The organism is Dactylosporangium sp. NPDC000244, from assembly GCF_040300725.1.
Classification (GTDB): Bacteria; Actinomycetota; Actinomycetes; order Mycobacteriales; family Micromonosporaceae; genus Dactylosporangium.
In genome coordinates this window covers 208224-234171 of the sequence record NZ_JBEPEH010000011.1, presented here as the reverse complement: position 1 = coordinate 234171, position 25948 = coordinate 208224, and the positions used below count along the sequence as shown (strand labels likewise).

Here is a 25948-nt window from a genome sequence, read left to right as displayed (position 1 = left end):
CGGGCCCTCAAGAGCACCGTCAGACGGCGCTCTTGAGGACACCCATCTTCGCCTGGTACACCGCGTCGAGCGCCTTCCCACCGGCCTCGCTCGCGGCCACCGTCTCGCCTCGCACCAGCACGTAGCCGCGGTCCACGGCGCCCCGAACGGCGCCGAGGGCCGGCTCGGCCATGAGCACCGCGACGCCGTCCCGCGCCAGCTGTGTCACCGTGCGCAGCAGCTCCTGGACGATGAGCGGGGCGAGCCCGGTCATCATCTCGTCGAGCAGGAGCACGCGCGGCGAGCCCATGAGCGCCCGGGAGACGACGAGCATCTGCTGCTCGCCGCCGGAGAGCACGCCGACGAGGCTCTTCAGCCGGGTGCGCAGGATCGGGAAGCGGTCGATCGCGGTGTCCACGGCCGAGCGGGGCAGCCGCAGCAGCTCCGCCATCACCTGCAGGTTGTCGGCGACGTTGAGCTTCGGGAACAGCTGGCGGCCCTGGGGCACGACGGCGATCCCGGCCCGGGCGCGGGCGGCGGCCTTGAGCCGGCTCACGTCCTCGCCGTCGAGGAACACCTTGCCGGTGGCGGCCACGGAGCCGTAGGCGGCGAGCAGGGCACTGCTCTTGCCGGCGCCGTTGGGGCCGACCAGCGCGGTGACCTGGCCGCCGGGCGCGGTCAGGTCCAGGCCGGTCACGGCGCTGGCGTGGCCGTAGCGGACCGTCAGGCCCTCGAGCCGGAGCTCATGAGACGACATGGGAAGCGTCCTCCTGATCGTCTTCCGCGGCGGCGACACCGAAGTACACCTGCTGCATCTCGGGGCTGCCGAGGCACTCCTGCGGGTTGCCGTCGAACACGGCGCGGCCGCGGTCGAGCAGCATGATCCGGTCGACCAGCCCGGCGACCAGGTCGACGTTGTGGTCGACCAGGATCACCGCGTGGCCGCGGCGCTGCACCGTGCGGACGACCTCGACGATGCCGTGCACACCGCTCGCGTCGGAGCCGGCGAAGGGCTCGTCGAGCAGCAGCACGAGCGGGTCCTGGCCCAGCGCGCGGCCGACCTCGACGAGGCGCTGCTCGCCCAGGGACAGGTCGCCGGCCGGGCGGTCGAGGCGGTCGATCCCGAGCTCCTCGGCCAGCTTCGCCACGGCCTGCGTGTCCGACGCCAGGTGCGGGCGCAGGGCCCCGGCGAAGCTGCCGGCGACCATCTGCCACACGGTGCCGTGGCGGCGCGCGGCCCGGCCCAGCAGCAGGTTCTCGGCCACGGTGAGGTCGAGGGCCAGCTGCGGGTACTGGAACGTGCGCGCGAGGCCGGCCTTGGCGCGCCGGGCGGCCGGCCCGGAGAGCCGCTGCCCGCGCAGGGTCAGCTCGCCCTCCGTGGCCGGCTGGGCCCCGGAGATGAGGTCGACCAGCGTGGTCTTGCCGGCGCCGTTGGGCCCGACCAGGCCCAGGATCTCGCCCGCCCGCAGCTCGAACGAGACGTCCTGCAGGGCGGTGACCCCGCCGTACCGCTTGGTCAGCCCGGAGCCGACCAGCAAGGTCTCAGCCACGTCTTCCCCCCACGAGTCGGGCCAGCCGGCTGGCGTAGCCGATCACGCCCTGCGGCGCGAGCAGCAGGATCACGAGCACACCCAGCGCGAGGATCAGCGTGCCGCTGGTCTGCACCGCCGGGAAGTTCAGCGTCAGCTCGACGGCGATGACCGCGCCGAGCACGGCGCCCCACGGGGTCGCGGAGCCGCCGATGAGGGGCATGAAGATGGCCAGGAACACCAGGTTCAGCGTGAACGTGTCGGGCGTGACGCTGCCGGCCGAGTAGGTGAACAGCCCGCCGCCGACGGCCGCGATCGCGGCGCCGATGGCCAGCGACACGAGGTTCATCACCGACACCCGCACCCCGGCCGCCTCCACGGCGCGCGGCGCGTCGCGCATGGTCCGTACGATCACGCCCCACGGCGACATCCGCAGCCGGTCGAGCAGGAACGCGATGACGCACACGACGACCAGCGAGCCCACGACGACCTGGTAGTGCGAGGGCACCCAGCCGAGGATGTTGAGCTTGCGCAGCGAGCCGAGGCCGCCGGAGCCGCCGGAGAGGCCCTCGGCGTCGACGAGCAGCGCGGTGAAGGCCATGCCGAACAGCAGCGTGACGGCGGCCAGGAAGAACCCGGACAGCCGCCGGGTGGCCAGGCCGAGCAGCACCGCGACGGCGGCGGCCACGACCGGGCCGGCGATCCAGGCGAGGATCAGCGGCAGGCCGGTGCGCGAGGACAGCAGGCCGACCGCGTAGCCGCCGATGCCCGCGTACGCGCCGTACGCCATCGACAGCGAGCCGGCCATGAGGTAGGGCACGTACATCCCGAGCGCGATGAGCGCGTAGGTGGCCGTGGTGGTGATCAGGGTCTGCTTGTAGCCGTCGGCGCCGACCCACAGCAGGATCAGGGCCGCGCCGACCAGGCCCAGCAGGAGACCGAAGGACCCGGGAACCCGCTTCATGCTCGAATCCTCCGTACGAACAGGCCACTCGGCTTGAAGGCGAAGAACAGCAGGGCGACGAGCAGCAGTCCGTAGACGTGGGACTGGCCGCCGAAGTAGTACGGGACGAACACCTCGACCAGCCCGAGCAGCAGGCCGCCGACGAGCGGGGCCCAGACCGAGCCGGTGCCGCCGACCACCATCGCCAGGAAGCCCGACAGTGCCCAGCTCAGCCCGGACAGGGAGCTCACGCCCGCCTTCGGGGCGAACAGCAGGCCGGTGATGCCGGCCAGCAGCCCGGAGACGAGGAAGGCGATGAGCCGCACCCGGTTCACCGGCAGGCCCAGCAGGCCCGCGGCGTGGGTGCTGTCGCCGACCGCCCGCAGCAGCCGCCCCGTCCGGGTGTACCGGATCCACAGGGCGGCCGCCGCGAACGCGACGACGGTGAAGCCGAGCAGCAGCACGGTGCTGGGCTGCGCCACGGTGTCGCCGAGGGGCACCGGGTCGAACGTCAGCAGGGCCTGGCCCGGGAGGGTGGTGTAGCCGAAGAGGTATCCGCCGAGCTGCTGGATGGCGAACAGGACTGCGGCGACCGCGACCAGCGCCGGCAGCTCACCGCGCCCGGCGCGCCGCTGCACCTGCCGGACCACCGCGAGCTCGGTGACCACCGCCAGCGCGGCGGAGACGAGCACCGCGATCACGGCGGCGGCCCAGACGTTCATGTCCTCGTAGAGCACGAGGTAGGACGTGCACAGGCCGCCGACCATCGCGTACGGGCCGATGGCGAAGTTGAAGAACCCCGCCCCGACCAGCACCAGGTAGTAGGCCAGCGCTAGCAGGCCGAAGAAGCATCCCATCTCCAGCGCGGACAACCACAGCTGCAACTGGCCCACGACGTTGCCTTTCTAGCGGGTGGGGTTACTTGTTACACGGGGGCTGGAACGTGGCCCAGGGGCCTTTCGGCTTGTTGTCCGAGCCGAACTCGACCAGAGACAGGCCGCACGGCCCATCCGCGCCCAGGTGCTTGCTGGCGCTGAAACTCAGCGTGAAGTTGGCCTGACCGAACGTGGCCGGGTAGGCCTGGACGCTCTGGATGGCCTCGTTGAGCTTCTTCGAGTCGTCCACCCCGCCGGCCTTCTCGATGGCCTGCTTCAGCACGTGCACGGCGTCCCACGCCTGGGCGTCGTACGCGGTGATGTCGTAGTCCTTGCCGTTCTTCTCCTGCAGGAGCTTGATGAGCTCCTTGGTGCGCGGGTTCTCGGTGTTGATGGAGCCCATGAAGATGAGCCCGTTGAGCGCACCCGGCGAGGCCAGCTTCCACGAGGACGGCTGGTTGCCGATGGAGGCGAGCGAGAAGCGCTTGACGCCGGCCATCTGCGTGCCGAGGGTGTTCTGCGCGAGCACCTCGAAGGCGCCGCCGACGCTCGTCACGAGTACGGCATCCGGCTTGGCGTTCTTGAGCCGCGCCACCTGCGCCGACAGGTCGCTGGCGTTGGCCGCGCCCTTCTCCTGGGCCACGAACTGCACGCACGTCATCTGCGCGAACAGGGCCTTGTCGAGGGCCGCGATCGTCGTGGTGTCGTCGGTGAGGACGCCGATCTTGGTGATGCCGGCCGCCGCGAACGCGCCGCAGTAGACCTGGGCCCAGTCGTTGGTCGTGTTGGCCAGCATGTAGATGAGCTCGTTGTCCGGCGGCGTGACGAGTGTGGCGGTCACGCCGGTCGGGGCGATCGCGGGCAGGCCGAGCTGTGTGAGCGTCGACTTGGCCTGGAGGATCGCGGCACTGCCGCTCTGCAGGAACAGTGCCTTGGCGCCCCGGCTGGCCAGCTTCTGCAGCGTCGCCGGCACCTTGGTCGGGTCGGACTCGTCGTTCTCGACGACGAGCTTCAGGGGCCGGCCGAGGACGCCGCCCTTGTTGTTGATCTCCTGGATCGCGAGGCGGATCGTCTTGCCGGCGATGACGCTGTACGCCGCGCCGGAGCCGGTGCTGTCCTCGTCCATGCCGATGATGATCGGCTCGCCGGTCGCGGTGCCGTTGCTCGGCTTCTCGTCACCCGCCTTGTCGCCACAGCCCGCCAGCGCGAGCGCCGTGAGCGCCAGGCCGACGACGATACGACGAGACCTCGTCGCTAAAACGCCCATGTCTACCCCTGTCGGAATTATACGAATCGTCAGCCTCGGGCGGATTGTTCGCTCGATTCAAAACCTAACAAGCGCTTGGTTTTTACATCTTGGCGAGGGCTGCCGAGCGTGTCAAGGACACGCCGGACACCTGCGCGTAACAGAACCGTTAACGTCCGACCGCCCTGAGCTGGGATCCCGGTGGTGCGGTACACATGATGGATGCAGCTGATCAAGACCTTCCCGCCGGAACGGTTCGCCGCTGCCCTCGAGTCGTGGCAGTGGGCCGGGGTCGAGGGCAGGACGCCCGCGTTCGCCTCGCTCTTCGGCGACGTGTTCCCGCGCGGGGCGGACGGGATCTGGTGGCTGGACACGAGCAGGTCTACGACTTCGGCCACCCGCCGGCGCCGGGCGGCGCGATCGACCCGGACAACGTGGACGTCATCGACTTCGCGGCCGGCGTGAACATCGCCGGGCAGCTGCACGACCACCTGCACGACCAGCTGCGGGCGCTGCCGCCGGGCACGCAGATCCGGGCCGTGTCGTTCGACGACGGCCCGCTCAAGATCGACTACTAGTCGCCGACGCGGCGGACCGTCTCCGTCGCCCATCGCACGGCCTGCAGATAGGGGGTCACCAGGTCGCCCGCCTCCGCCGGGGGCGGCGTGCCGTGCAGGTAGGCCTGCACGGCCGAAAAGGTCGCGCCCAGCGGCCCGGAGCCGTCGACGAGGGCCGAGCGGGTGGCGTCGCCGAGCGGCAGCTGCTCGGAGAGGACCTTCGCCGGCTGCCCGATCAGCTCGGCGACGCTGGAGAGCAGCCCGACCACGAACGCCTCCTCGCCGGACTGGCCCGCCTGCTCGGCCACGAGCCGGCACAGCTGGGCCCGGATGAGCGCGTCGGCCATGCGCTCGTCGCCGGCGAGGGTCAGGTCGCCGACGAGCATGAGCATGACCCAGTCGCGGACCTGGGCGATGCCGAGCAGCATCACGGCGCCGTGCACGGTGGAGACCCGCCGGGCCGAGCCGTTCCAGGCGCAGTTCGCCGCGCGCAGCAGCCGGTAGCTCAGCGCCGGGTCGGCCGAGACGTGGGCGACGATGGCCGGCACGTCGCTCTCGGCCTCCATGAACTCGCCCAGCAGCTGGATGCAGCGCATGCGGGAGGCGCTCAGGGTGCGGGTGCTCGCGACGACCGGGCGGTCGAGGGCGTACCCCTGGAAGAGCTCGTAGCCGAGATCCCGGGCCGCGGCGATGTCGGCCGGCGTCTCGAGCCGCTCCGCGACGAAGCGCAGGTGCGGGTGGCGCCCGCGGAGGCTGCGGATGACGGACCGCCCGGCCGCGTCGAGCCCGAGAAAGTCGATCTTCACGTAGGTCGCGACGGGCAGCAGGCGCTCGTGCTCGGAGCCGGGGACGAAGTCGTCGAGCGCGATGGCGTAGCCGGCCGCGGCCAGGGCCGCGACCCCCTCCACCACGCGGTCGTCGACCCGCACCGTCTCCAGCACCTCGAGCACGACCCGGCCCGGCACCAGCGGCACGGGCAGGTCGCCGCGCAGGAAGTCGTCGGTGAGGTTGACGAACCCGGGCAGGCCGCCGGTCAGCTCGTCGAAGTCGAACGCGGTGAACGCGGAGACGATGACCTGGCTGGTGGCGGCGGCGCCACTGCGGTCGGCCCCGAGCGCTTCCGGGCCGGACCGGAAGAGCAGCTCATAGCCGGCGACGGCGCCGGCGGCGTCGTAGATCGCCTGGCGGCCGACGACGACGTCGGGCGAGGCCGGCTCGGTGTGCTGCTGCTCTAGCATGTTCCGCCCTGTCAGAACGCCGCCAACGATGTCCTTCCAGGCTGGGCCGGTCCGGTAGCGCGGTGCGGGCAAACCCGGTTGCGGCGCGGTTGCGGACGGCTCGGCGGCCCGGCGCTCAGCGCTCGGCGGCGCCGGTGGCCACGAGCCGGTCCACGGCGGCGTCGACGAGGGCGTCGGCCTCGGCCTCGGTGAATACGCCCGGCAGCGTGAGCCGCTCGAGGATGAGCCAGTTGAGCGCCAGGTGGTCGCGGGCGCGGGCATCCCCCTGTTCGCGGGCCCGTACGCGCCCGTGTCCTGGACGCTGACCGGGCACACCACGTTCGCGAGCGGCGCCGCGATCCAGACCTACGCGCGCGCACCCCGCACCGAGTAGGCGACGAGCCCGGCCGCGGCCAGGGCCAGCGCGCACACCAGGGCGGACGTGGTCGCGGCGGGCTGCACGGGCCACGCGGCGACCTGGACCCGCACGTCGGCGCTCGGCCCCAGCAGCGGCAGGACGGCGACGAGGGTCCACAGCAGCGGGGCGACCCAGGCGTGCGCCGCCCCGAGCACCGCGGCGCCGAGCGCGGCCAGCCCGAGCAGCCCGGCGACGTCGCGCAGCGCCACGACGAGCGGCTCGAACCGGGCCGAGTCCGGGCCGACGACGAGGGCGACGAGCAGGCCCGCGACGAGCAGCGCCACCGCGCCGAGGTGCAGCGCCCGGCGGGGCGGCCAGGGCACGGCGCCGGTGCGCTCCAGCGCCTCGTCCGCCGCGCCCAGGGTGGGGCCGAACGCGGCCACCGCGAGCATCGCCGTCAGCGCCGCCACGCGCACGTTCGCGGGGAGCAGGGCGGCGAGCCCGGCGACGGACACGGCGACCGCGAGCGCCTGGTGGACGCGGCGCGCGCGCAGGTACAGCCGCAGCCACCTCATGCCGTCAGCCCGGCGAACGCGTCCGGCCGGCACGCCAGCACCCCGTCGCGGGCGGCCAGCACCAGGCGGCGCTGCTCGTCCTCGGGCCGCGCCCGCAGCGCCGCGTAGGCCCCGGCGAGCCGGGCGTCGGGCGGGGCGGTGCCGGTGAGCCAGGCGACCGCGAGCTCGCGGCCGTCGAAGGCGTCGGCGGGGGCCGGGTCGCAGCTCTGCTCCCACGCGGCGCCGAGCACGAGCCCGGGGAACGAGCCGTCGCGCAGGTCGGCCCGGCCGTCGGCGCCGGTGGGCGGGGCGGCGAACACGAGCGTGGCGGCGTCGTGGGGCGGGTCCGCGGGGCCGGTGCCGTAGGCGGGCCGGCGGGTCTCGACCGCGCGCACCGGGGCGCCCGGCATCGTCGCGGCGAGGGTGGCCAGCGCCGCGCGGACGGGGCCGGCGATGTCGGGCAGCAGGCCGGCGTGGACCCGGGTGACGCAGACCTGCGGGCCCGCGTCGTCGCAGACCAGCTCGACGGCGCCCGGGTCGTAGGCGGCCGCGGCCGCGTAGCCGCCCGGCGGCAGCAGCGGCACCGCCACGGCCGCGCCGAGCACCGCCGGGAGCAGCGCCGGGGCGACGGTCCGGCGGCGGGCGGTCGCGAGCAGCAGGCCGGTGGCGGCCAGCGCGGCGAGCCACAGCGCCTGCACCAGGCTGACCCGGGCCGAGACGGTCTGGAAGTCGTCGAGGCTGCCGCTGTACACCGGGGAGAGCAGCAGAGCCGCGGGACTCCGGCGCGTCACCATCACCCACTGCGGCACCATGCCGGCGACGACGATGCCGAGCACGGCCAGCACCGGCGCGGTGACGAAGCGGGGCACGGCCCGGCCGGCGGCGAGCCCGATCCAGCCGCCGGCGACCAGCGCGAGGGCCCCGACGGCGGTCACGCCCAGCGCGGCGAGCGGGAAGTACCCGGCCCGGGGCAGCACCCACGCCAGGGCCACGAGGAACGTGAGCGCGTACGCGGCGACGAGGGCCGCGGCCAGGGCGCCCGCGGTGACGAGCATGCGCTGGCGGCGCGGCCGGGGCGTGCTGGCGAACAGCTCGCCGACCCCGGCGGCGGCCTCGCGGCGGCCCAGCGCGGCACCCCCGGCCAGCGCGACGGGGAACAGGAACATCAGCAGCAGGCGCAGCGCGACCGCGAGCTGCAGCCAGCGGCCCGCGAAGCCCTGCGGGAACGTGAGCAGCAGCGCGGTGCCGGCGGCGAAGGCCAGCACCGCGACGACGGCGGCGGCCGAGCGGCGCAGCTCCAGCCGGATGATGTGACTGGTGGATGGACCGGTCACGCGGGCACCTGCCCGCGGTGGGCGCGCAGCAGCGCGGAGTAGCCGCGCTCGGTGGCGCTGTCGCCGGCGTCGCCGGACGCGCCCCGCTCGGCCAGGCCGGCGGCCGGGCCCCGCCACACGAGCCGGCCCTCGTCCAGCAGCACCACGCCGGTGCAGGCGGCGGCGACGTCCTCGACCAGGTGGGTGGAGACGAGCACGCAGCTGTCGGCGCCCACGTCGCGCAGCAGGGCACGAAACTCGATGCGCTGCTCGACGTCGAGGCCGACCGTCGGCTCGTCGAGCAGCAGCAGCTCGGGGTCGTTGACGATCGCCTGGGCGATGCCCGCGCGGCGCAGCATCCCGCCGGAGAGCGTCTTCATCCGGGCGTCGGCGCGGGCGGTGAGCCCGACCCGGTCCACCGCCCGCTGGACGGCGCCGGGGATGTCGCGGCGGGGCATCTCCTTGAGCCAGGCCATGTACTCCACGAACTCCCGCACCGTGAACCGCGGGTAGTAGCCGAAGTGCTGCGGCAGATAGCCCAGCGCGCGGCGCACGGCCCGCAGGTCGGCCCGGCCGGTGACGGCGGTGCCGAGCAGGGCGAGCCGGCCGCCCTCGGGCCGCAGGACCGTGGCGAGGGCGCGCATGAGCGTGGTCTTGCCGGCGCCGTTGGGGCCGAGCAGCCCGTGGACGCCGGGGCCGAGGGCGAGGTCGAGCCCGTCGACGGCGAGGCGGCGGCCGGCCCGCACGCGCAGGGCCTCGGCGTGGACCTTCCACATCACGTTGTCTCCCGGTTGAAGGCCGTACGGACGACGGCGACCGCGGCGAGTGCGACCACGGCGGCGGCCCAGCCCGGCCAGGCCCCGGCCGCGAGGACTGCGGGCAGGCGGGCGGTGGCGAGGCTCGGGACGATCACGAACCCGGCCCAGGCCGCGGCGAGCCCGAGCGCGGCCCGGTCCACGCCGGTCAGCCCGCCGAGCGCCAGGCTGGCCGCGGTGAACGCGAGGCCCGGCAGCAGCCAGAGCGCGGGCGCGTGCCCGGTCGCCCACCCGGCGAGGGCCAGCAGCGGGATGACGGCGGCGAGGGCGGCCAGGGTACGGCGCAGCAGCAGCCCCAGCCCGAACCGCGGCACGGAGGCGAGCAGCTCCCAGGCCGGGTCGGTGCGGCGGCTCCACGCGGCGGCGACCGGCAGCAGCGGCGCGACCGGGGCGAGCAGCAGCACGAGCGAGGGCAGGCTGGTGAACGTCTGCTCCAGCGCGACCGCCGCGAGCATCAGCGCGCCCGCGGCCGCGAGCCAGGGCGCGACCCGCCCGGCGAGCCCGGCCGGGCGGAACCGGCGCCCGCGCACCGGCCCGGGCCCTTCCTCGATCCCGGCCGCGATGCCCGCCGCGGCCCGCTCGACCAGCGCCCGGATGTCGTCGTCGTCGGCGTTCATGACAGCGCCTTTCGCAGTGCCAGCCGGGCGCGCCGGGCCCGGGTCTTCACGGTGCCCTCGGGCATGCCGAGCAGCGCCGAGGTCTCCCGGACGCTGAGCCCGTCGAGCACCAGGGCGCGCAGGACGTCGCGCAGCTCCGGCGGCAGCGCGAGCAGCGCCCGCCCGAGGTCCCCGTCGAGATCGCCGGCGAGCGCCTGCTCCTCCGCGGCCGGCGCCACGGCCGGCATCGGCGGCGGCAGGCGCTCCGCCCGCGCCCGCCGCCGGAAGGCGTCGACGAGCCGGTTGGCCGCGATCGTCCACAGCCACCCGGGCGCGTTGCCGCCGAGCCCGGCGCGGGCCTGGCTGCCGGCGCAGCGCCACACGGCCAGGTACGTCTCCTGCAGCACGTCCGCGACGACGTCCTCGTCCGCGCAGCGCTGCCGCAGCCGCACGGTCAGCCACGGGGCCGTGCGCCGGTAGAGCTCGTCGAACGCGCGCCGGTCCCCGCGGGCGGTGCGCCGCAGCAGCTCCGCCTCGTCGAGCGCGTCCAGACCTCGTCCCACACCTCTCCTGACGACCGGGGCCGCGGCCCAGGTTCTCACCCGCCTGTGATCCGGGCCACACTCGGCCCTCGATAGGCGAGCAGCGCGTCCGGTGGCCCGCGTCCGGCCGGCCCGCCGCGCCGGGGCCGCTGCAGCCCTTCCAGCTGCTGCTCCCCCGCCGCGGACCGCACGGCGGTCAGCTGCTGGGCACCGTCTGGCCCGAGGGGCACGCGTTCGGCGAGGCCATGCGGCTCTCGGCGCACACCGGCGGCCCGGTCGTGCTCGCCCGCGTGCTCGAGCATCTCGACTGGCACTGATTCCGGCCAGCGGGGTGGTGGTCCGGGTGACCCGGCTGGCAGCCTCGTGCGGATGCGCCGAGCCATTCCTATCCTCGCGATCGTGGCAGTGCTCCTCGCCGTGTTCGGATTCTGGCGGCACGACCGGTCCGCGGCCCGGGTCGCGGCCGGGCCCGCGAACCCGCCCGCGAGCGGGCTGCACGTGCGCGGCTCCGAGATCGTGCAGGCCGGCGGCGAGCCGTTCCTGATGCGCGGGATCAGCCATCCGTACGCCTGGTTCCCCCAGCACACCGCCGCGCTCGCGGACATCAAGCGCCTCGGCGCGAACACGGTGCGGGTGGTGCTCACCGGCGACGTGCCGGGCCGCGAGGTGGCCGGGATCGTCGCGCGGTGCAAGGAGAACCGGCTCGTGTGCGTGCTGGAGGACCACGACACGACCGGCTACGGCGAGCGCGAGGGGGCCGTCACCCTCGACCGCGCGGCGGACTACTGGGCCGGGCTCTCCTCGGTGTTGCGGGGCTCGGAGGAGTACGTCGTCGTGAACATCGGCAACGAGCCCTACGGCAACGGCGACACCTCGGGCTGGGCCGAGGCCACCGGGGCCGCGGTCGCGAAGGTGCGCGCGGCGGGCCTGCGCCACCTGCTCATGGTGGACGCGCCGAACTGGGGCCAGGACTGGTCCGGCACCATGCGCGACGCCGCCCCGGCGGTGTTCGCCCGCGACCCGCAGCGCAACACGGCGTTCTCGGTGCACATGTACGGCGTGTACGGCACGGCCGCGAAGGTGACCGAGTACCTCGACGCGTTCGGCCGCACCGGGCTCCCGCTCGTCGTCGGCGAGTTCGGCTGGCGGCACACCGACGGCCCGGTGGCCGCGGACGCGGTCATGCGCGAGTCCGACGCGCGCGGCATCGGCTACCTCGGCTGGTCGTGGAGCGGCAACGGGGACGGGGTGGACTATCTCGACGCGGCCGAGGGCTTCGACCCGGACCGCCTGACGGACTGGGGCCGCCGCCTCTTCGACGGCATCAGGGCCACCGCGCGCGAGGCGGCGGTGTTCACGAGGGCTTCGCGATGACCAGGAACCGGTTCTCGGTCCGGCGCGCGAACTTCACGAAGCCGCGCAGCCCCGGCAGGCCCTCCATGAGCCCGAACAGGGGGATCAGCGCGACTACGGCGACCGGCTCCCACCAGCGGCGCCGGCCGTCGCCGGAGACGCCCGCGTTGACCCGCAGGCCCTCCCAGTACATCCAGACCACGTAGGCCATGTTCACCGCCCACAGCGGGATGATGAGCACCGTGGTCGGCGACGTGTTCGGGTCGGCGATCAGCAGGGCGACCAGCATGACGACGGCGACGTTCTGGATCGGCCCGATCACCCACGACATCACCGAGTAGCCCAGCAACAGCCGGTTGCGCAGCCGCAGCGTCGGGTTGAAGACCAGCCCGGCCAGTCCCCACGACCAGCGCTCCCGCTGCCGGAAGAAGTCCCGCACGCTGGCCGGCGACGCGCCGTAGCACCGGCCCGCGAACCAGGCGCTGCGCCCCTCGTAGCGGTCGCTGAAGATGAGCGCGAACTGCGCGTCCTCGACCAGGCTGCGCGGGCCGAAGTCCCAGCCGATCGTGGCCTCGACGGAGGCGCGCACCAGCAGCAGCTCGCCGTGCACGCCCACGCGCGGGGTGCCGCTGCCGGTCCAGGCCGAGAAGCGCCCGACGTCCTCGGCCGGGCGGGCCGAGTCCGCGAGCCAGGTGAGCCGGTTGACCGCGTACTCGCGGGGATACGTCAGGATGCCCTGGGCCAGGTGCTTCGCGGCGGCCCCGGCCTCGTCCTGCTCCGCGATGAACCGCGCCATCGCCAGCGCCGTGTCGGGCCCGACGCCGGTGTCGTCGTCCATGTGCAGCACCCACACGTCGTCGCGGGCCTCGCCCTCGCGGATGCGCAGCTCGTGCGCGTAGTGCGCGGCGCGGGCCTTGAACCGGGTGCCGTTGGGCGTGCGATACCCGGCCGGCACGGTGACGAGCCGGACCATCTCGCTGCTCGCGGCCAGGGCCGCGATCCGCTCGTGGCCCTCGCTGCCCTCGTCGACGAGCACGTCGATGCGCAGGCGGGGGAAGCACGGCGGGAGCCAGGTGATGTACGAGTGCACGGAGCGCTCGAGCGCCGGGTGCGTGTCGTGCCGCCCGATCGTCGGCACCACCACGACGAGCAGCCCGTCGCTGGTGGGCGAGCCGCGGCCGGACCACCGCGCAGCGGAGGCCCGCAGTGCCTTGCGGGTACGGCGCAGCCCGACGATGCCGGTCAGGGTGGTGAAGATCGGCCACGTCCAGAGCACGGTCAGCGGCCAGCCGAGCACGCCGGGGTGGGGCTGGGTGAGCCAGGTCTCGCTGAGCACGATGATGAGGTACGACAGCACCAATGGCGAGTACGCGGGCCGCCAGCGGGCGAGCCGGCGCGGCGATGCTCCCACCGGGGCGAGCTACCCGCGAAGCTCCCGGGCAATCTCGCGGCCGACCGGCACCTGGGCTGACGGGCGCGGGTGTGCCGCCGATGACCGGCGACACACCCCGTCCTTCAGTGTTCGTTTAGAAATTGCCGGCCGTGTTGCACTTGGCCTTCTGCCGGACGCAGTCCTTCACCCGCTGGCCCATGGCGGTGTTGTCCCAGGCGAGGAACGAGTCGCCGTGGATCGACGACGCCATGCCCGACGCCAGCGTGAAGCCGGCGGCGCTGCCGTGGGTCGGGTACGCGATCACGAACGAGATGTTCGGGATCGCGACCGGGAACTGACCCTGGCACTTGCCGTTGACCGCCCCGCCCACGTGCGACTTGTGGTCCGGGCTGTCCAGGTGGACGCCGTCCCAGCAGTCGGGGAAGACGAGCTGGTAGTTGAGGAACGCGGTCTGGGCGCAGCGCGGCCAGTTGCCGTCCGTGCTGCGGCCGATCTCGCCGCCGGCCCCGGCGCACCAGAACTGGTTGGGCGAGCCGGCCGGGGTGGCCACCTGGAGCTTGGCGTCACCCGAGATCATCCGGAAGCCCTGCGGGAACGGCATCGTCGTGCTCGGGTCCGGCAGCCGTGAGCCGTAGTACACGGTCACGCCGCTGGGCTCGACGGCCACGCCGTTCTCGTACAGCGTCGGAATCCAGTACGCCGACAGGTCACCGGCCGGCGAGCAGGACGACGCGCTGTTGTTGAGCAGGGTGTCGGTCGTCGTGTTCGCGTTGGTGCTGCGGTTGCCCAGGAAGCTGTGCATGTGCGAGGCACCGGCCAGCCCGGGGAAGACGATCGGGTCGTCCTTGAACGAGTGGCTGTACGTGCACGCCGCGTTGAACTCCGAGACGCGCACCGCGTCGGCCGGCGCCGGGTGCGTCGGCAGCGCGTTGAACGCGGCCACCTGGGCCTGCCACTTGTTCTGGTCCATGTTCACCCAGCCGGCCCCGCTGCTCGGCGGGGTCGTGCTGCCGCCGGTGCCGAAGACCTGGAACTCCCACAGGGACACGCCGTACTGCGTCGCCCGCTTGGTCGTGGTGAGCTTCACGTAGCGGCCCGAGCCGCTCACGGTCAGCGTCTGGGTGCCGCCGGTGCCGTTCACCGTGGTGTTGATCGTGGTCCAGGCGGCGCCGTCGGCCGAGGTCTGGATGGTGAAGTCCTTGGCGTAGGCGGCCTCCCAGCTGAGCACCACCTTGGTGATGGTGGCGCTCGCGCCCAGGTCGACCTGCAGCCACTGCGGGTCGCTGAAGGCGCTGGACCAGCGGGTGCCGGCGTTGCCGTCCACCGCGGCGGAGGCGGACGTGCCCGCGTTCTCCGCCGACGAGGCGGTGGCGGGCTTGCCCTGGGAGATGGGGGTCTCGGCGGCGTCGGCGGAACGCAGCGCGAGACCGGTGATGAAGGTGGCGACGAGCGCGGTGGCGGCGGCGCCGAACGTGATCGTGCGCAGCCGGGATCGGCCCGCGCGTGCGGGTCGGGTGGTCATGAAGCATCCTCCGGGGTCGGCGGGTCGGCCGGGGGCGGAGTCCGGCCGATCTTGCCAGAGAGCGCTCTCTGTGAGGTTCCCACTGTGAACCCCGCACTTGACGCATGTCAATGGCCTGGCACCCGGTTCAAGAAATCGGAGAGCGCTCTCCCAAGACTCTCATTCAGGACACCCGGGGAGAGCGCTCCCCCGACCAGCGCTCTTGCGCGGCGAGGACGTCGTCGCGGTAGCGCAGCGCCCACTGGCCCATCGCGCGCATCGGCTCGAGCAGGGCCTCCCCCGCGACCGTGAGCGCGTAGTCGACCCGGGGCGGCGCCTCCCCGTACACCTGCCGGAAGACGAGGCCGTTGTGCTCCAGCCGCCGCAGCGCGTCGTTGAGCACCTTCGGCCCGATCCCGCCGACGCGCCCCACCAGCGCCCGCGGGCGCATCGGCCCGTAGGCGCCCAGGGTGAGCACCACCACGCTGTCCCAGCGGTTCGCCAGCACCTCGAACGCGATGCGGGCCTGGCAGTCCGCGGTGTACTCGTCGTCCACCCCGCGATTGTGCCCCGCCCGACGCACACCGCCCGGTGTGCATCGGCGCACCTAGCGTTGCCCGGCATGAAGATCGGCATCATCGGTACCGGCTCCATGTCCCAGTCCCTCGGCGGCGCCTGGACCCGCGCCGGCCACGACGTGCGCATCGGCGGCCGGCGCGACGGCACCCTGCGGGCGGCCGCCGCGCACGGCGAGCTCGTGCTCCTGGCGGTCCCGGCCCCGGCCGCCCCGCTCGTCGCCGCCGACCTGGCCGGCACCCTGGCCGGCCGGATCGTGCTCGACTGCACCAACCCGATCGAGCCCGGCCCCGAGGGCCCGATGCTCACCGGCTCGGTCCCGGCGCGGATCGCCGAGGCGGCGCCGGAGGCCGCGGTGGTGAAGGCGTTCAACGTGTGCCACGCGAGCATCTGGACGCTCGACCCGCCGGTGTTCGAGGGCGTCCCGCTGACCGTGCCCTACTGCGCCGCGACCCGGCCGGCGGGCGAGCGCGTCGCCGCGCTGATCGCCTCCATGGGGTGCACGGCGGCCGACTGCGGCGGCCTCGACCGGGCGCCGTACCTGGAGGCGACCGCGGCCCTGGCGATCGGCGTCTGGTTCGCGGGCGGCCCGGTCCGCGCGATCTTCCCGGAGCCCGCCCAGCGCTAGGCCCTCTGCGTCGCCGCCCCGCCGCCCACCGTCGAGGAGGCGCTGCCGGTCGCGTGGGACGAGGAGCGGCCGGGGCTACGAGCGGCGTAGGAGCAGGCGGATCGATCCGTCGGACTGCCGCTCCTCGCCGGCCACCTCGAAGCCGTTGTGCTCGGCGTATTCGAGGGTCGCGGCCCGCCCGTACTCCTGGGTCACCCGCTGCAACCACGGATCGCCGTACTGCGCGCGGTCGAACTCGCTGACGATCGCCTCGAACGTGCCGTCGACGGCGCGCCGGAAGCCGAGGTCGTTGCTCATCCGGCCCAGCTGCGCCCGGCGCACGATCACCTCGGCGCGCTCGGGGCGGGCGTCGCCCTGGTAGCCGTACAGCGTCTGCGCGACGTCGTGCACCTCGGCCTTCTCCAGGCCGACGGCGGCCAGGGCCTTGGCCAGCAGCGCGGGGTCGCGCAGCGCGGTGCGGACGCGGGTGAAGTGCGACATGGGCTCCCCTTACGCGAGGCGGACCACCGGGCGGCGGTCCAGCAGCCAGATCTTGCGGTCGAGGTCGAAGGCGGACACGGTCAGGCGCTTCTGCGAGTCGATGCGGAACTCCAGCAGGAACCGGTCCGCGCCGGCCGTCGCGGGCGGGTCGGCCTCCAGGAACGTCGGGCTGTCCTCGTTGAGCCACAGCGAGCTGCGCTCCTGCCGCTGCTGCGCGCTGACCGGCGCGGCCCGGGCGCCGCCGTCGCGGTCGAACACGATCTCCAGGTCGGCGCTCGCGTCGCGGTAGGTGGCGTGCGCCAGCTCGTAGACGGCCAGCCCGAGGCGGCGCTGGCCGTCGCGCACGCCGCGGATCGTGAGCGACTTGACCGGTTCCTCGGTCGGGTACGCCGTGCCCGCGGCGACCAGTGGCTCGAACTCGTAGCCGCCGGAGCGCTGGTCGACGTGCCGGATCGCGTAGTCGTGCTGGATGTGGTCGTGCAGCTCGCGGCCGCCGGCGATGCCCGCCGCGCCGACCGCGACCGCCTCCAGGGGCCGGTCGAGGTGCAGCACGCCCGGCTCGAACTGCATCCGCAGCAGCTCCTGCACGGCCGGGATCAGGCTCGTGCCGCCGACGAGGAACACCCTGGCCAGCTCGCCCGCCGGGTAGCCGCGCGCGGCGGCCGCGTCGAGCACCCGCCGCAGCGTCCGGTTGACCCGCCCGAGCAGGTCCTCGTCGCGCAGCAGCCGCTCCAGGTCGGCCCGGGTCACCTCGACCGGCCGGGCCGCGCCGGGCACCGCGATGCGGGCCGAGTCGCGGTGGCTCAGCGCCACCTTGGCCGCCTCGGCCTCGGCCAGCACGGCGGCGAACACCTGGTTGTGCCGCACAGGGTCGCGGGGCGCGCCGCCCGAGCGCTCCAGCGCCCAGCGGGCCAGCAGCGCGTCGACGTGGTTGCCGCCCACGTCCGCGCCCGCCTTCGCGACGACCCGCACGCCGGCGCCGCGGCCCGACTCGTCGGGGTCGCGGACCACGACCACGGACACGTCCAGGGTGCCGGCGCCGAAGTCGAAGACGCAGAACGCGTCGCCGGGGCTCATGCGCCCGCCGTAGCCCACCGCGGCCGCCGTCGCCTCGTCCACGACCCGCAGCCGGGCCTGCGGCAGGTCCCGCCCGACCTCGGTGACGAGCCAGTCGCGGTAGGCGTCGAACGTCTCGACCGGCGCGGTGGCCACGATCTCGAGGTCGTCGGCGCCGACGGCCAGGACCGCGAGCGCGGTGACGCCACGCAGGAAGTCGGTCGCGGCCTGCCGCCCGGTGATCTGCCGCCCGCCCACGGTCCGCGGCACGTCGGCGACCCGCCCGGACAGGTTGGACTTCATCGACCGGAAGACGGTCCCGCCGGGGCCGGGGTCGGCGAGCCCTCCGGCGCCGATCGCCGTGGTGACGCGCCCCTCCGAGCCGATCCGGTACCCCACGATCGACGGCACGACCCGCTGCGGGAGCCCCGGCACCGGCTCGCGGACGACGTCGTAGCCGGGCAGCGCGATGGGCTCGGCCCGCTGCCCGGCCGCGTCCCACCCGGCGACCACGGTGTTCGCGGTGCCGAAGTCGATCCCGATGCGCGTGGTCACGCCCGTGCCTGTGCTCGCGGCCACCGCTGCATCGACGCATCCCTCCCCGTGCCGGCGCCTGTCACCAGCATGACACCCGGGCGCTAGGGTGATTGACCGTGCTGCGTGAGCTGATCGCCGACTACTGTCCCGCCGACGCCGACGAGGCGGGTGACGTCGCGCGGGTGCGGGCGTTGCTCGACGGGGGCGGCGACGTCTGGTCGCGGGCGACCCCGCTGCACGTCACCGCGTCCGCGCTGATCGTGGACCCGGCCTCGGGGCGGGTGCTGCTGCGCTGGCACGCGCGGCAGGAGGCGTGGCTGCAGGTCGGCGGGCACGGGGACCCCGGCGAGACCGACCCGGTCGCCGTCGCGCTGCGCGAGGGCGAGGAGGAGACCGGCCTCGCCGACCTCGTCCCCTACCCCGATCCCGCCCGCGCCGAGATCGTGCACGTCGTCGTGGTGCCGGTGAACGCGAAGGGCGACGAGCCGGCGCACGAGCACGCCGACGTGCGGTTCGTGCTGGCCACCGGTACACCCGAAGCGGCCCGGCCGGAGAAGCCCGACGCACCCCTGCGCTGGCTCACCGTGGCCGAGGCGCTCGGCCTCGCCACCGAGCCCAACCTGCGCGAGACGATCGCGCGGGCCGGTCGGCTGCTCACGCCGGTCCGGGAGGCCTGACGCCGAGCGCGATGTCGTCCTCGGCGAGATCGGCGCGCCGGCCCAGGGCCACGTCGGCGTCGAACCGGATGGCCAGGCAGTCGCGCAGCAGCCCCAGCACCCACGCCCGGCCCCGATCGGGCTCCGTGTGCCGGTCGAGGATCTCGAGGTCGCCCGGGGCCAGCCCCGACAGCGGGCGCCCGGCGAGGCGGTAGGCGGCGGGCGGGTCCACGTCGATCGCGTGCTCGGGCCGCAGCCAGTGCCGGGTGACGGCGACGAATCCGGCGGCGGCGCGCGGGTACGGAATCCGCCCCGTCGACCCCTCGATCGGCGGCCGCGGCTCGAACGTCTCCGCGTCGCGCAGGTGCAGCAGCTCCTCGCCGGTGTCCAGCACGAGCGTGCCCCCGTCGAGCGCCTCCAGGTTGCGCGCGAGGGGCACGGCGGCGACGGCCTCCTCGATGAGCTCGCCGCCCGCGATCCGCCACCGGTGCAGGCGGCCCCCGGGCCCGGCCGGCCCGCCGGGCTGGTCGAGCGCGACGAGCCGCCCGTCGCCGGTGAAGGCGATGCCCTCCAGCCGCCCCGCCGGCCACGGCACCGCCCGCGGCTCCCGGCCGTCGGCGTCGAGCAGCACGATCCGGTCCTCGGTCGCGACGGCGATGTGCCGCCCGTCGGGCGCGGCGGCCAGGCGGGTGCCGGGCCCCACGTCGACGACCCGGTCCTCGCCGGCCCGGACGCTCCCGCCCCGGACGCCGAGGACGAGCCGGCCGTCCCCGCCGAGCGCGACCCAGCCGCCGGCGGTGCCGAGGGGTGCGAGGGTGTGGAACAGGCGCCCCGGGTACACCTCCTGCCGGCGCCCGCGCGAGAACAGCACGAGGCCCTGGCCGTCGGCGGCGAGCACGGCGTCGCCGAGGTGCACCATCACGCGCCGGGTGACGCCGACGGCGAGCGCCTCGGTCAGGGTGCGCACGCCGAGGTCGAGGTCGTACTCGTAACGCCCGAGGCCGCCCCGCACCGCGTCGACCAGCCGGTAGCGGTCGGTGCCGAGGCGGTGGAGGATCGCGATGCGGGCCGCCTGGGGGCCGAAGGCGAGGTCGGCGACCTGGCCGCGCACGTCGATGCGGGACGGTCCGGGCAGCGCGGCCACGGCCGAGGCCACCCGCCAGGGCTGCTCGGCGGCGAGACGGTCGAAGAGGGCCGCGTCGGCCCGCACCGCCGGGCGCCAGGAGCCGAAACCGGCGACCGCGGCGGCCGCCTCGGCCAGCGGGAGGTCCCAGACCATCCGGCTGCTGCGCTGCCGGGCCGCGACCACCACCGGCTCGATGTCGCCGGCCCGGGCGAGGGCGGCCAGGAGTCGTCCGCGCCGGGACGGGTCCGCGGCGGACAGGGCCTCGGCGAGCAGGGCGGTGTCGGGGTCGATCGCACGGTACCGCCCCAGCTGCCCGGTCAGGAGGAACAGCGCGGCGGCCGTGACCGCGTCGGCGGGGACGATGTCGTTGCGCGCGCACCAGATCTGCAGGTCCGGGCGGTCCAGGGCGCGCCGGGCGAGCTCCTCCAGGACCTGCGGGTCGCCCGCCTCGAGCACGGCCCTGCGCGCCGCCCGGTTCAGCGCCCGGTTGCCGCCGGCCGCCCGATCCAGCAACGCGTCGCCGAGATACCAGCGGACGAGCCCGCTCATCATCGCCGGCCACCGAGCTCGATGCCGTCGCCGTAGCGCACACGCAGCCAGTCGCGCAGCAGCTCCAGCAGCTCGCGGACGTCGGGCGGCGGGCGGCTCGCGGTGAGGTACTCCTCCAGCACCCCCAGCTCGAACGGCAGCAGCTCGCCGAGGGGCCGCTCGGGCAGCTCGCACAGGTCGACGACCCGCGGCGGCCCGTCCGGCCACGCCACCACGACGACGGGCGGGGCGAGGCGGATGAGGGCGAACGTGGCCCGGTCGAGCCGGTCGGCGTCGGCGGCGGCGAGCAGCCCCAGCAGCGCCGCCCCGGCCGGGCCGCCTGCGAGGCCGCGCGCCGCCTCGGCCGCCCGCGCGACCGGCAGCCCCAGGACGAGCGCCTCGGGGCCGGCGCCGCCCGCCACGAGCGCCGGTTCGACCCCCGCGGCGGCCATGGCGGCGAGGACCGGCCCGCGCTCCGCCAGCCCCGGCATCTCCAGCACCGCCCGCAGCGCGCCGCCGTCGGGGTCGATCGCGTGGTACTGCTGCGCCTGCCCCGTCACCAGCAGCAGCATCGCGGCCACGGGCGGGCTCACCAGGTCGGACGCGTGCTGCGCGCACCAGGCCGCAAGCCCGGGCCGCCCGGGCGCGAGCAGGCACAGCGCCTCCAGCTCGGCCCCGCCGCGCAGCCGGATGCGTTCCCGGGCGGTCTGCGCGATCGGGTGCCCGTCGCCGCGGGCGGCCGCCATGAGCAGCTCGCCGTCGTCGAGCGCCGCGAGGCAGTCGGCCCGCACGGCCGCCCAGAGGCCGGGATCCGGCGACGGTACCGCCAGCAGCGCCCGCCAAATCGCCTCCGTCAGCTCCGCGCCGCCCTCCCGCTCCAGCAACCATCGCAGGGCCACGATCGCGGTGCCGTCCCCGGCCGCGGCCCGTTCCACCGTGCGCCGCCAGGCCGCGTTCACCCGTCCCAGCCGTCCGGGTAGCCCGAGTCGCCCGAGTCGTGCGGGAGGTCCAGCTCCAGGCCGGGGCTGCGCTCGGCGGCGGGGTCGCGGCGGTCGGGGGCGGCCGAGGCGGGCTGGGCTCGGCCCTGGCGCAGCCAGGCGCGCAGGTGCTCGATGACCTCGCGCTGGGAGCGGCTCAGCGGCACCGTGCGCAGCAGGGCCTCGGTGATGTCGGCGGTGCGCACGTCGCGGTTCTCGGCGAAGGCGTGGTACATGGCGTCGATGACGGCCTGCTCCAGCTCGGCGCCGACGAAGCCGTCGGAGATCTGGGCCAGGTGGTGCACGTCGAAGGCCTCGGGGTCGCGGCGGCGCTTGCGCAGGTGCACCGCGATGATCTCCCGCCGCTCCCGCTCGGTCGGCAGGTCGAGGAAGAACACCTCGTCGAACCGGCCGCGGCGCAGCGTCTCGGGCGGCAGCGCGGTCACGTCGTTCGCGGTGGCCACCACGAACACGGGCGCGGTCTTCTCCTGCATCCAGGTCAGGATCGTGCCGAAGACCCGCTGCGAGGTCCCGCCGTCGAGCCCGCCCGCCGCGAGGGCCTTCTCGATCTCGTCGATCCACAGCACGCACGGGGCGACGGTCTCGGCGAGCTGCATCGCCAGGCGCACCCGCTCCTCGCTCTCCCCGACGAGCGAGCCGAACAGCGCGCCGACGTCGAGGCGCAGCAGCGGCAGCCGCCACAGCCCGCAGATCATCTTCGCGGTCAGGCTCTTGCCGGTGCCCGGGATGCCGATCAGCGCGATGCCCTTCGGCGCGGGCAGCCCGTATCTCGTCGCCTCCTCCGAGAACGCCCGCTCGCGCAGGGTGAGCCACCGCTTGAGCGCGTCGAGGCCGCCGACGTCGTCGGTGCTCTCCTCGACGGGGTAGAACTCCAGGGCGCCGCTCTCGCGGACGACGGCCTTCTTCTCCTGCAGGACCGTGTCGATGCCCCGGTCGTCGAGGGCCCCGTCGCGCACGATCGCCTTCGCGAACGCCCGCTTGGCCTGGGCCACGGTCAGCCCCAGGGCCGCCTGCGACAGCTTCGCCCGCCCCGCGCCGCTCAGCGCGGCCCGCACGCCCGCGGTGCCCTCGATGAGCCCGTCGAGCTCATGGCGCAGCTGCGGGGCGGTCGGCAGCGGCAGCTCGACGACCACGGCGTCGTTGCGCAGCTCGACCGGCACCGCCCGGGTCGGCGCGATCACGACGAGGGAGCTGCCGGTGTACACCAGCTGCTGCGCCAGATTCTTGAGCTTGCGGCGGATGCGCGGGTCGCGGCCCCAGAACTCGTGGAAGTCCTTGAGCAGATAGATGTCGCGGCGCTCCGGCGTCTTGTTCGCCAGCTCCTTGATCTTGTCCAGCGCGGTGCCGGGGTCGCCGGTCTCCGGCAGCGGCCGCTGCCCCGCCGGCGGCATGGCCGCGGACGTGAAGTGGTCGGCGACGTCCCACACGATGAGGTCCGCGCCGGGGTCCCGCTCCCGGCGCACGTCGTCGAGGATGTCGACGGCCCGCTGCTCCTCGATCGTGACGAGCACGATGAGCGCGACCCGGGCCCGCAGGTACAGCCGGATCTCGTCCCCGACGCCAGCCATGTCTGTTCCCCCGCCTATCCGATGGTCGGTGCCGCCATGCCCGTGATCGTCAGCGTGCCGTCGGCGCCGACGAGCACCTCGAGGTCGGGCAGCGCTTCGAGCTCCACGCCCCGGTACCGTCCGGTCAGCCACCAGTACGCCTTGTTGGACGACCCGCGCAGCCCGCCGCCGAGGTGCGCCAGGCGCTGATACCGCCCGGCCACGACGAGGTCCGCGTGCGCGACGGCCGCGAGCCGCGCCGGGTCGTCCTCGATCTCGCGCCGCGAGTACCCCGTCAGGATGATCAGCCCGAGCCCGGTCCGCGCCTTGAGCCCGGCCCCGAACGCGGCCACGCCCTCGGCCTGCTGCAGCGGCTCCCCGCCGGTGAGCGTGACGCCCTCGATCGGCAGCGCCTCGGCCATCGCGAGCAGCTCCGCGACGCTCGTGGCCGCCTCCCCGCCCGGGTGCGTGCCCGGATTGAAGCACCCCCCGCACGCCAGCGTGCACCCCTGAACCCAAACGGTCATCCGCTCGCCGGGCCCGTTGGCACGGCTGCGCGGGACGATCGCGTGGACCAGCAGCGACCCGGTCAATGCCAGAGCCGGTTCTGCCGGTCGATCTCGGTCTCGGCCTCGGCCTGCACGTAGGCCTCGGCGGTCAGCTCCTGCGCCTCGACGTCGCCGCCGAGCAGGCTGACGAGCTGATCGGTGTGCTCGACACAGACCATCCCGTCGACGCCGGAGACGTGCATCTCGACCTTGCCGTCGGGCCGGATCACCACATCGACGACCTCGTCTGCCATGCGGTCCATCTTGGCACAGCGGCGCACCCGCTCCCGGCTCGCTTTTCCATGGTGGTGGTCGGCGCGTTCCCGACCGATCCGATCGACCCGACCGATCCGCGGTTCGTCACCACCGCAGGCTCCATCCACGCGATGGCAGGCATTTTGTCGTTCACATGTCTGGCGATCGCCGCGCCCATGCTGGGCCGGCGGGTAGCCGCCGCCACCGGCATCCGGGCGTCGCGCCGGCTCGCGGCCGTGACACCCCTCGGCTACGCGCTGTTCTGGCTCACCGGCTTGCTCGATCACCAACTCGGCGGTCTCTTCGGCGAACGCTCCGCCGCGGGCCTCGGCGAGCGCGTGATGGCCGTCGCGTTCATCGCGTGGCTCCTCGCTGTGTGTTTCGGCATCTGGCGGGGCGGTCAGGCGGCGGCAGCGACCGACAGGACCTGATTCCGTCCCGGCGTCAGTCGTGGGGAGTCCAGCTGACGTTTCGGCCCAGGTACGCGGCGAGGTGATCGGCGGCGCTGGCCTGGTCGGGAACCGGCCGGGCGGGAGCGAACGAGCCGCCAGGCGTTCGGGGCAGCTCTCCGTAGATCTCGTGGACGGTGGCGAGGGTTGTCGCGGCGAGGTCGGGGGCGAGGTCGGTGGGCTGACCAGTTGCTTTGGCCAGATCCCAGCCATGGGCGAGCATCTCTATGCTGACCTGCTCGACGAGCCGCCAACCCGGGGCCGGCCCGTACCGCTGCGTCAGCATGCCGGGCCGGCGGAAGGCGGTCAGCGCCGCTTGAGCCGAGGCGCGAAACGCGGCCACGTGGTTCGCGCCGAGGTGGTCGGCCGTGAAGTCGCTTCGGGGGTTGCCGTCGGCCAGGCTGGTCCACATCAGGTTCTCGTAGACCAGGTGGTCGAGCAGGGTGCGTACGTTCCAGCCGGCGCAGGGTGTGGGGTCATCGAAGCGGTCGGCGGTGACGGTGGCCACGATCGTGTCCACCTCGGCCAGGACCCGGACGTAGGCATCCAGCACTTCTGCCGGGTCGGGCGGGGCGGCGTGCTCGAGCGCGGCGGCGATGCTCGCGGCGCGGACGCCTGGTGCAGGGTTGGCGCGCAGTGCGGTCATCAGCCACTGCCCGGCCGCGGCCAGGCTCGGTCGCACCGGCCAGCCGTTGATGATGCACAGCAGCTGCCAGTACCGTTCCGCGCGCGGGTCCGCGGCGATCTCCAACTGCTCGAGCAGCCGGCTCCGCGCGTGCTCGCCGTCACCACCCGATCGCAGGTCGCTGCCTTCTTGTGTGGGCAGCCAGGCATCGACGATATCGGCCACGATCGAGTCGGCCACCGGCGAGTCCACGGGGATGCCCGCCTCGATCGCGACGGTGACTCGCCGCGCCCAGAAGTCCGTCACCTGCTCGACCGCGCGCACCTCGTGTTCGCCGAACCGGCCGGAGGCGTGTCGCGCGGCGTACTCGGCCATCCTGCGCATCGCGGTGCGCAGCTGCGGATCGTTGAGCATGTCGGCCAGTTCGATCCACGCGTCGACCTGCGCGTCGGTGGGCTCGTCGGGCAGATCCGGGGTGGCGGCCAGCAGTCCCTCCCGGTACCCGGGAACGTCCAGGTCACCCAGCACGTCGCGGATGAACCGGTGAACGATCGCGTTGCGCTGCGCGGCGGACAGCTGGGCCAGCTTTGTCATGACAGCAAGCTCCTCGGTTGTGGAACCACGGTTGGCGACCGAACGCAGCACCGCACGTTGCACGCGCAGGGTGCGTATCTGCACCTCCAGCGCGCTGGCGTGCAGAGCGGCGACATCGGCCATGCTGCGCTCGCCGTCGAGGACACCGCGTATCTGCGCCATGCCCAGCCCAAGATCACGCAGGGTCCGGGCGAGTTCGAGGCGGGCCACCGCTCGTGCGTCGTAGCGCCGGTAACCGGCCGAGCTGCGGCCGGTCGGCGGTACGACGCCGATGTCGGACCAGTGACGGATCAACTTCACCGACAATCCGGTCCGCTCCGCCAACTCGCCGATACTCAACAAGACGGCGTCCTCGTCGGGCATGCCGTCAACCATCGGGTCTCCCACGATAGGAGAGTCAACCCACCACGCGGCCGACACCATGTCTTTTCATCGGCCAAGACACGAAGTCCCGGCCCCGCAGTGCTGGTTACTCGCTGTGATGTGCGCCGGCTAGCCGCCGCGCACCAACGGCGGCTATGAGCGGAATCGTGATCAAGCGCTCTCTGCGACGAGGCGCGCAGCAAAATCGCGT

The 25948-nt window shown here is 74.2% G+C and carries 28 protein-coding genes; 5 read left to right on the top strand and 23 right to left on the bottom strand.

Annotation, left to right across the window (positions count from 1 at the left end; genetic code table 11):
- Nucleotides 1-19: 19 nt before the first annotated feature.
- The 5 genes from ABT369_RS17965 to ABT369_RS17945 are packed head-to-tail and all read right to left on the bottom strand — an operon-like array spanning nucleotide 20 to nucleotide 4593.
- Nucleotides 20-736: an ABC transporter ATP-binding protein gene (locus ABT369_RS17965; RefSeq protein WP_350613183.1), complete on the bottom strand. Its 717-nt coding sequence runs from the start codon at nucleotides 734-736 to the stop codon at nucleotides 20-22.
- Complete coding sequence (locus ABT369_RS17960) at nucleotides 723-1529, bottom strand: ABC transporter ATP-binding protein (RefSeq protein WP_350613181.1); 807 nt, start codon at nucleotides 1527-1529, stop codon at nucleotides 723-725. Before ABT369_RS17960 ends, ABT369_RS17965 begins: the two co-directional genes overlap by 14 nt.
- Nucleotides 1522-2472, bottom strand: a complete 951-nt coding sequence (locus tag ABT369_RS17955) for a branched-chain amino acid ABC transporter permease (RefSeq protein WP_350613179.1) — start codon at nucleotides 2470-2472, stop codon at nucleotides 1522-1524. Before ABT369_RS17955 ends, ABT369_RS17960 begins: the two co-directional genes overlap by 8 nt.
- Nucleotides 2469-3344, bottom strand: a complete 876-nt coding sequence (locus ABT369_RS17950; RefSeq protein WP_350613177.1) for a branched-chain amino acid ABC transporter permease — start codon at nucleotides 3342-3344, stop codon at nucleotides 2469-2471. The genes ABT369_RS17955 and ABT369_RS17950 overlap by 4 nt, the downstream gene beginning before the upstream one ends.
- A gap of 25 nt (nucleotides 3345-3369) precedes the next feature.
- Nucleotides 3370-4593 (bottom strand): ABC transporter substrate-binding protein, encoded by a 1224-nt coding sequence (locus tag ABT369_RS17945; protein WP_350613175.1) that lies wholly within the window; start codon nucleotides 4591-4593, stop codon nucleotides 3370-3372.
- 341 nt (nucleotides 4594-4934) lie between these two features.
- Here ABT369_RS17945 and ABT369_RS17940 point away from each other — a divergent pair, with 341 nt between their 5' ends.
- Nucleotides 4935-5150, top strand: coding sequence for a hypothetical protein (locus tag ABT369_RS17940; RefSeq protein WP_350613173.1), 216 nt, complete (start codon nucleotides 4935-4937; stop codon nucleotides 5148-5150).
- Here ABT369_RS17940 and ABT369_RS17935 read toward each other — a convergent pair.
- The 7 genes from ABT369_RS17935 to ABT369_RS17905 form a co-directional block, all read right to left on the bottom strand.
- Entirely contained in the window at nucleotides 5147-6367 is a 1221-nt protein-coding gene (locus tag ABT369_RS17935; RefSeq protein WP_350613171.1) for an EAL and HDOD domain-containing protein, read from the bottom strand. The genes ABT369_RS17940 and ABT369_RS17935 overlap by 4 nt on opposite strands.
- Nucleotides 6368-6482: 115 nt before the next feature.
- Nucleotides 6483-6680, bottom strand: a complete 198-nt coding sequence (locus tag ABT369_RS17930) for a hypothetical protein (RefSeq protein ID WP_350613169.1) — start codon at nucleotides 6678-6680, stop codon at nucleotides 6483-6485.
- Nucleotides 6681-6712: 32 nt separating this feature from the next.
- The gene (locus ABT369_RS17925; protein ID WP_350613167.1) at nucleotides 6713-7279 is read right to left on the bottom strand and encodes a hypothetical protein; all 567 of its coding nucleotides are present in this window, start codon (nucleotides 7277-7279) and stop codon (nucleotides 6713-6715) included.
- Nucleotides 7276-8592: a hypothetical protein gene (locus tag ABT369_RS17920; RefSeq protein ID WP_350613165.1), complete on the bottom strand. Its 1317-nt coding sequence runs from the start codon at nucleotides 8590-8592 to the stop codon at nucleotides 7276-7278. Before ABT369_RS17920 ends, ABT369_RS17925 begins: the two co-directional genes overlap by 4 nt.
- Nucleotides 8589-9347, bottom strand: a complete 759-nt coding sequence (locus ABT369_RS17915; protein WP_350613277.1) for an ABC transporter ATP-binding protein — start codon at nucleotides 9345-9347, stop codon at nucleotides 8589-8591. The genes ABT369_RS17920 and ABT369_RS17915 overlap by 4 nt, the downstream gene beginning before the upstream one ends.
- Nucleotides 9347-10003: a hypothetical protein gene (locus tag ABT369_RS17910; protein WP_350613163.1), complete on the bottom strand. Its 657-nt coding sequence runs from the start codon at nucleotides 10001-10003 to the stop codon at nucleotides 9347-9349. The genes ABT369_RS17915 and ABT369_RS17910 overlap by 1 nt, the downstream gene beginning before the upstream one ends.
- Nucleotides 10000-10545, bottom strand: a complete 546-nt coding sequence (locus ABT369_RS17905) for an RNA polymerase sigma factor (protein WP_350613161.1) — start codon at nucleotides 10543-10545, stop codon at nucleotides 10000-10002. Before ABT369_RS17905 ends, ABT369_RS17910 begins: the two co-directional genes overlap by 4 nt.
- Before the next feature lie 378 nt (nucleotides 10546-10923).
- Here ABT369_RS17905 and ABT369_RS17900 point away from each other — a divergent pair, with 378 nt between their 5' ends.
- On the top strand, nucleotides 10924-11898 hold the full coding sequence (locus ABT369_RS17900; RefSeq protein WP_350613159.1) for a glycoside hydrolase family 5 protein: 975 nt from the start codon (nucleotides 10924-10926) through the stop codon (nucleotides 11896-11898).
- Here ABT369_RS17900 and ABT369_RS17895 read toward each other — a convergent pair.
- From ABT369_RS17895 to ABT369_RS17885, 3 genes are all read right to left on the bottom strand, one after another.
- On the bottom strand, nucleotides 11879-13288 hold the full coding sequence (locus tag ABT369_RS17895) for a glycosyltransferase family 2 protein (RefSeq protein ID WP_350613158.1): 1410 nt from the start codon (nucleotides 13286-13288) through the stop codon (nucleotides 11879-11881). The genes ABT369_RS17900 and ABT369_RS17895 overlap by 20 nt on opposite strands.
- 115 nt (nucleotides 13289-13403) lie before the next feature.
- Nucleotides 13404-14792: a DUF1996 domain-containing protein gene (locus ABT369_RS17890; RefSeq protein ID WP_350613156.1), complete on the bottom strand. Its 1389-nt coding sequence runs from the start codon at nucleotides 14790-14792 to the stop codon at nucleotides 13404-13406.
- Nucleotides 14793-14955: 163 nt separating this feature from the next.
- Entirely contained in the window at nucleotides 14956-15327 is a 372-nt protein-coding gene (locus ABT369_RS17885; protein ID WP_350613154.1) for a winged helix-turn-helix transcriptional regulator, read from the bottom strand.
- A 66-nt stretch (nucleotides 15328-15393) separates the two neighbouring features.
- Here ABT369_RS17885 and ABT369_RS17880 point away from each other — a divergent pair, with 66 nt between their 5' ends.
- A complete protein-coding gene (locus ABT369_RS17880) occupies nucleotides 15394-15975 on the top strand; it encodes an NADPH-dependent F420 reductase (RefSeq protein WP_350613152.1) in 582 nt (193 codons plus the stop codon).
- 75 nt (nucleotides 15976-16050) lie between these two features.
- Here the strand turns inward: ABT369_RS17880 and ABT369_RS17875 are convergent, their stop codons facing one another.
- Complete coding sequence (locus ABT369_RS17875) at nucleotides 16051-16455, bottom strand: DUF1257 domain-containing protein (RefSeq protein WP_350613150.1); 405 nt, start codon at nucleotides 16453-16455, stop codon at nucleotides 16051-16053.
- Nucleotides 16456-16464: 9 nt separating this feature from the next.
- Entirely contained in the window at nucleotides 16465-18066 is a 1602-nt protein-coding gene (locus ABT369_RS17870; protein ID WP_350613148.1) for an Hsp70 family protein, read from the bottom strand.
- Between the two features lie 98 nt (nucleotides 18067-18164).
- Here ABT369_RS17870 and ABT369_RS17865 point away from each other — a divergent pair, with 98 nt between their 5' ends.
- Entirely contained in the window at nucleotides 18165-18725 is a 561-nt protein-coding gene (locus ABT369_RS17865) for an NUDIX hydrolase (protein WP_350613146.1), read from the top strand.
- Here the strand turns inward: ABT369_RS17865 and ABT369_RS17860 are convergent.
- From ABT369_RS17860 to ABT369_RS17840, 5 genes are read right to left on the bottom strand one after another with little or no spacing between them, the layout of a single operon-like run.
- Nucleotides 18703-20382, bottom strand: a complete 1680-nt coding sequence (locus tag ABT369_RS17860) for a hypothetical protein (RefSeq protein WP_350613144.1) — start codon at nucleotides 20380-20382, stop codon at nucleotides 18703-18705. The two genes, ABT369_RS17865 and ABT369_RS17860, sit on opposite strands and share 23 nt — an antisense overlap.
- Nucleotides 20379-21317, bottom strand: a complete 939-nt coding sequence (locus tag ABT369_RS17855; protein WP_350613142.1) for a hypothetical protein — start codon at nucleotides 21315-21317, stop codon at nucleotides 20379-20381. Before ABT369_RS17855 ends, ABT369_RS17860 begins: the two co-directional genes overlap by 4 nt.
- Nucleotides 21314-22924, bottom strand: coding sequence for a Ycf46 family AAA ATPase (locus tag ABT369_RS17850; RefSeq protein WP_350613140.1), 1611 nt, complete (start codon nucleotides 22922-22924; stop codon nucleotides 21314-21316). The genes ABT369_RS17855 and ABT369_RS17850 overlap by 4 nt, the downstream gene beginning before the upstream one ends.
- 14 nt (nucleotides 22925-22938) lie before the next feature.
- Nucleotides 22939-23496 carry a 4Fe-4S single cluster domain-containing protein gene (locus ABT369_RS17845; protein ID WP_350613139.1) on the bottom strand — a complete coding sequence of 186 codons (558 nt, stop codon included), beginning with the start codon at nucleotides 23494-23496 and terminating at the stop codon, nucleotides 22939-22941.
- Complete coding sequence (locus ABT369_RS17840) at nucleotides 23493-23705, bottom strand: DUF2997 domain-containing protein (protein ID WP_350613137.1); 213 nt, start codon at nucleotides 23703-23705, stop codon at nucleotides 23493-23495. The genes ABT369_RS17845 and ABT369_RS17840 overlap by 4 nt, the downstream gene beginning before the upstream one ends.
- Before the next feature lie 48 nt (nucleotides 23706-23753).
- Between ABT369_RS17840 and ABT369_RS17835 the strand changes: the two genes are divergently transcribed.
- On the top strand, nucleotides 23754-24137 hold the full coding sequence (locus tag ABT369_RS17835) for a DUF998 domain-containing protein (RefSeq protein ID WP_350613135.1): 384 nt from the start codon (nucleotides 23754-23756) through the stop codon (nucleotides 24135-24137).
- A gap of 13 nt (nucleotides 24138-24150) precedes the next feature.
- Here the strand turns inward: ABT369_RS17835 and ABT369_RS17830 are convergent, their stop codons facing one another.
- A complete protein-coding gene (locus tag ABT369_RS17830; protein ID WP_350613133.1) occupies nucleotides 24151-25737 on the bottom strand; it encodes a TIGR03086 family metal-binding protein in 1587 nt (528 codons plus the stop codon).
- Nucleotides 25738-25948 lie beyond the last annotated feature (211 nt).